Raw genomic sequence first — 4,985 nt, 5'->3', positions numbered from 1 at the left:
CGGATAGCCGGACAGCACGAAGGTATCGACGCCAAGGGACTGATATTCCTGTAACCTTTCGGCCACCTGTTCGGGCGTGCCGACCAGGGCGGTGCCCGCGCCCCCCCGCACGAGGCCAACCCCGGCCCAGAGGTTCGGCGCCACCACCAGCCGGTCGCGCCGCCCGCCATGCAGCGCGGCCATGCGGGCCTGGCCCACGGAATCCATTTTGGCATAGCCCGCCTGTGCCGCCGCGATCTCGGCATCGGTCAGCCGCGAGATCAGCCGGTCGGCCGCGGCCCAGGCCTCGGCCTCGGTTTCGCGCACGATGACATGCAGGCGCAAACCGTAACGGAGTGTACGCTTGTGCCGCGCCGCGCGGGCGCGCACATCGGCAATCTTGGCGGCCACTTGAGCGGGCGGCTCGCCCCAGGTCAGATAGGCATCGACATGTTTCGCCGCCAGATCATGCGCCGCATCGGAGGACCCGCCGAAGTAAAGCGGCGGGTAGGGGCGCTGCACCGGCGGGTGATAGTTGCGCGCGCCCTCGACCCGGATGTGCTGGCCCGCGAAGTCCACCACCTCGCCCGCCAGCAAGCGGCGCCAGACGGTCAGAAACTCGTCGGCGTTTTCATAGCGGCCATCATGGCTGAAGAAGGCGCCATCGGCGGCCAGCTCGGCCGCGTCGCCGCCCGGCACCACATTGAGCAGCAAGCGCCCGCCAAGCGCCTGATCCAGCGTGGCCGCCTGTCGGGCCGCCACGGTTGGGCCGGAAACCGAGGTGCGCAGCGCCACCAGCAGTTTGATGCGCTGCGTGGCGTGGATCAGGCTGGCCGCCACCACCCAAGGGTCCTGGCAAGAGGCGCCGGTGGGGATCAGCAGCCCGTCATAGCCCAGCCGATCCGCCGTCACCGCGATGTCGCGCAGGTAATCGAGGCTGGGCGCGCGGCCTGTATCCGAGGTGCCCAGATAGCGGGTATCGCCCGAGCTGGGCAGAAACCAGAAGATGTCGGGGGTGGGAAGCGGGGTCATTCTGCGGCTCCGAGGAGGGGCGCGCCGGGGCGGAAGGCCTGCGCGGCATGGCTGGCGGGCAGGCGGTCGCCCTGCCCGAACAGGCGGTGGCGCAAGGTGCCCTCGCCATAGGCGGTCTTGTAACTGCCGCGCGATTGCAGCTCTGGCACCACCAGATCGGCGAAATCGGCAAAGCTGTCGGGGGTGACGATGCGGGTGAGGTTGAACCCGTCGATCTCGCCCTCGCGCACCCAGGATTCCAGCTCGTCGGCCACTTGGGCCGGGGTGCCCACGGCCAGCGGATAGCGCCCGCCAAGCGCCAGCTGATCCAGCAGGGCGCGCTTGGTATAGCCGCGGCTTTCCGCGATTTTCGCCGCCGACTGAATGGCGTTGGACTGGGCAAAGGGGATCGGATCATCCAGCCCGTAGCGGGCAAAGTCGATGCCGAGCGAGGCGGAATAATGGGCGAGGCCCGCCTCGGGGCTGGAGGCGGCGCGGTATTCGGCCAGCTTTTCGCGCGCGGCGGCGGCGCTGTGATCGGTGATCACGGCAATGCCCGCCAGAATGCGCAGATCGGCCGGGTTGCGCCCGGCAGCGGCCACGGCGGCGCGCAGGCTGCGGGCGGCGGCGCGGGCGGCGGCCTTGTCGGGCACCGAGATGAAGACGCATTCGGCATGGCGCGCGGCGAAGGCCTGCCCCCGGCCCGAGGTTCCGGCCTGAAACAGCACCGGCGTGCGCTGCGGCGAGGGTTCGGACAGGTGGTAGCCCTCGACCTGATAGAACGGGCCGCGATGCCTTACGGGGTGGATGCGGGCCGGATCGGCATAGACCCGCGCGGCCCGGTCGGCCAGCACCGCGCCCTCCTCCCACGAGCCTTCCCACAGCTTGTAAAGCGCCTCCAGATAGTCATCGGCCTGATCATAGCGCTGGTCATGCCCGGCTTGTCCGGCACGGCCCACGGCGCGGGCGGCGCTGTCCAGATAGCCGGTGACGATGTTCCAGCCGATCCGCCCTTCGGTCAGATGGTCCAGCGTCGAGAGGCGGCGGGCAAAGGTATAGGGTGCCTCGTTGTTCACATTCACGGTGACGCCAAAGCCCAGATGCCGGGTGACCGAGGCCATGGCAGAGACCACCATCAGCGGATCATTCACCGGCAGTTGCACCGCCTCGCGCGCCGTTACCTCGATGCCCGCGCCGTAAACATCGTAAACCCCCAGAATATCGGCCAGAAATACCGCGTCGAACAGGCCCCGCTCCAGCGTTCTGGCCAGCTCTGTCCAATGCGACAGGCGCTTGTAATCGGTGGAGGTATCGCGCGGATGCACCCATTGGCCGTGGTTGATATGGCCGATGCTGTTCATGGTGAAGGCATTGACCAGAATGTGTTTTCCAAGCGGCTCGGTCATCAGATGGCTCCGTGTCTCGGGGGGAGGATGCCGTTCAGGGCAAAATTGCCGATGGCATGGTATTTCCAGCGCACCGGATCGTGCAGCGTATGGGTGCGGACATTGCGCCAATGGCGGTCCAAGTTGTCGGGCGCGAATGTGGCCGAGGTGCCGGTGAACTCGAACAGTTTCGAGGCCGCCAGAAGGCCTGCCCGGGTGGTCAGCACCTTGGCCTCGGCCACCGCGACCGAGGCTTCGGCGACGGTGGTTTCGGTGGCATTGGCGATGGCGGCATCCACGGCCAGTGCGGCGCGATGCAGCAGGGCCTCGGCGGCGCTCAGCCGCAAGGACACCTCGCCCAGACCGGCCAGCGTCAGCGGGTCTTCGGCGGCGGTGGCGACGCGGGCGTCGATCCACGGCCGGGCACGATCGCGGATGAAGGGCAGGGTTTCGGCAAAGGCGCCCTGCCCGATGCCCAGGTCGATGGCGGCATGGATCAGCTGCGCCACTGGCCCGATGGGGGTGGGGCGCTCGAAGCTGGTCTGGAACGGCACCACCCATTCGGGCTGCACCGCCACCTGATCAAAGCGGACCGTGCCGGAGCCGGTGACGCGCTGCCCGAAGCCATCCCAATCATCCGAGATGCGCACCCCCGGCGCGCGGCGGGGGATGAAGACCAGATGCTGCACCTCGGTATCATCCACGGCGAGGGTGGGAATCCAGTCGGCGTAAATCGCGCCGGTGCAATAGAATTTCTGCCCATGCAGCACGAGGTCGCCGCCGGGGGCGCGCACCAGCCGGGTGCGGCGCTTGAAATCGCGTTGGCCGGTCTCGGCCAGGGCATTGCCAAAGCGCAGCCCTTGCAGCGCCTTGCCGAAGAAAAAGCGCTGCTGCCCCTCGCGGGCGCCCGCGCGCAGCACCTCCAGCGCGTAGAAATGGTTCTGCGGGATCTGGCTGAGCGAGCCATCGGCGGCCGCGATGATCGCCGTGACCTGCGCCAGCGTCAGCATCGACACGGCGGCGCCGCCAAAGGCGCGCGGCACGGTGATGCCCCAAAGGCCCGAGGCGCTGAACCTTTCCAGCTCGGCCCAGGGCAGGATGCGGTCACGGTCGCGGGCACTGGCCCCGGGGGCAAAGCTCGCGGCCAGCTGGCGGGCCACCTCCAGCGCCTCGGCGTCAGAGCGGATGATATGGGCTTCGGTCATCGGTCAATTCCATTGATGGCGGGCGGGCAGGGCGCCGTTCAGGTGCCAGTTCCCCAGCAGATGCAGCTTCCAGCGCGCGGGATCATGCAGCGTATGCACGCGGGCATTGCGCCAGTGGCGGCCCAGATTGGGGCCTGCGCGAGTGGCGGCGCTGCCGGCCAGCTCGAACAGTTTCTCTGCCGCCGTCAGGGCGATTTCCGAGGTCAGCAGCTTGGCCTCGGCCACTGCGACCGAGGCGCGGGCGCTGCTGTCGGCGGTGACGGGCGCGGCGGCGATCTGGTCCAGCAGGCGCGCGGCTCGGCGCAGCATGGCCTGCGCGGCATGGAGGTCGATCTGAAGCTGGCCGATCTCGGCGATGATATAGGGGTCATCCACCGCGCGGGTGACGCCGCTATCGACCCAAGGGCGCGATTTGTGGCGCAGGAACTCCAGCGTGTCGGCAAAGGCGGCGCGCGCGATGCCGCTGTCGATGGCGGCCTGCATCAGTTGCGAGACCGGACCGGCAAGGCCCGGACGGTCGGCGCCTTGCCAGACCGGAATGATGTCCTCCGGCGATACCGGCACATTGTCGAAAATCACCGTGCCCGAGGCGGTGGTGCGCTGGCCGAAGGCGGCCCAGTCATCCACCACCCGCAGGCCCGGCGCGTCATGGCGCAGCCAGACCTGCACCGGGCGCCCTTGCGGATCATTGGCGCGGGTGGGGATCCAATGCGCGAACAGCGCGCCGGTGGAATAGAAGCGCGTGCCGTTCAGCCGCAGGCCCTGCGGCGTCTCGGTCAGCCCGGTGCGGTTCTGGTTCACCGGCTGGCGCCCCTTTTCCGGCCCGGCATTGCCGATGCGGTGCCCGGCCAGCACATCGCCGAACCAGCGCCGCTTCTGCGCCTCGGTTCCTGCCTCCAGCACCAGTTGCAGCACACCGAAATGGTTTTGCGGGATCTGCCCGACCGAGCTGTCGGCAGTGCTGAGGATCTCGAACACCTCGGCCAGCGTTTCATAGCCGAGGCCCGGCCCGCCATAGGCGCGCGGGATCAGCAGGGCGCCGAGGCCCGAGGCGGTGAAGGCCTCGATCTCGCGCCAGGGCAGGATGCGGTCCCGGTCGCGTTCGGCGGCCAGCGGGGCCAGATGGTCGGCCAAGGCGCGGGCGGCGGCCCGTGCGGTGGTGGCATCGGGTAGGACCGGCGGGCGATGCGGGGGGAGGGGGCCCGTGTGGACGGGGTGGGTGCTGGCGGGGTCGCCCAAGGCCGGGCTGTGCTGAAGGGTCATGGGGGTTCGCTTTCGCAGTAAAACGATTAGAATTGTCGTGATTATGCGGCGGATGCGGCCAGACCGCGATTCCAAACTCTTGCGGGAAAAGGGATCATCCTTTCCCGCCGCGCCCGGCAAAGAAAAGAAACCCCGCCCGGCC

Annotated in this window: 4 protein-coding genes; all 4 read right to left on the bottom strand. The window is 68.7% G+C overall.

What is annotated here, in order from left to right:
- A partial coding sequence (ssuD, locus tag JNN06_RS10720; RefSeq protein ID WP_291239584.1) for an FMNH2-dependent alkanesulfonate monooxygenase occupies positions 1 to 1,011 on the bottom strand: 1,011 nt, incomplete at its 3' end.
- Positions 1,008 to 2,396 carry an LLM class flavin-dependent oxidoreductase gene (locus JNN06_RS10715; protein WP_291239583.1) on the bottom strand — a complete coding sequence of 463 codons (1,389 nt, stop codon included), beginning with the start codon at positions 2,394 to 2,396 and terminating at the stop codon, positions 1,008 to 1,010. The genes JNN06_RS10715 and ssuD, both read right to left, overlap by 4 nt.
- Complete coding sequence (locus JNN06_RS10710) at positions 2,396 to 3,580, bottom strand: SfnB family sulfur acquisition oxidoreductase (RefSeq protein ID WP_291239582.1); 1,185 nt, start codon at positions 3,578 to 3,580, stop codon at positions 2,396 to 2,398. The genes JNN06_RS10715 and JNN06_RS10710 overlap by 1 nt, the downstream gene beginning before the upstream one ends.
- Before the next feature lie 3 nt (positions 3,581 to 3,583).
- Positions 3,584 to 4,843, bottom strand: a complete 1,260-nt coding sequence (locus JNN06_RS10705; protein ID WP_291239581.1) for an SfnB family sulfur acquisition oxidoreductase — start codon at positions 4,841 to 4,843, stop codon at positions 3,584 to 3,586.
- Positions 4,844 to 4,985 lie beyond the last annotated feature (142 nt).

Origin of the sequence: Gemmobacter sp. (genome assembly GCF_016792925.1) — a bacterium.
Taxonomy (GTDB): Bacteria; Pseudomonadota; Alphaproteobacteria; order Rhodobacterales; family Rhodobacteraceae; genus Gemmobacter.
Note: the sequence above shows the minus strand (reverse complement) of the source record. Positions and strands in the feature narration are given on the sequence as shown.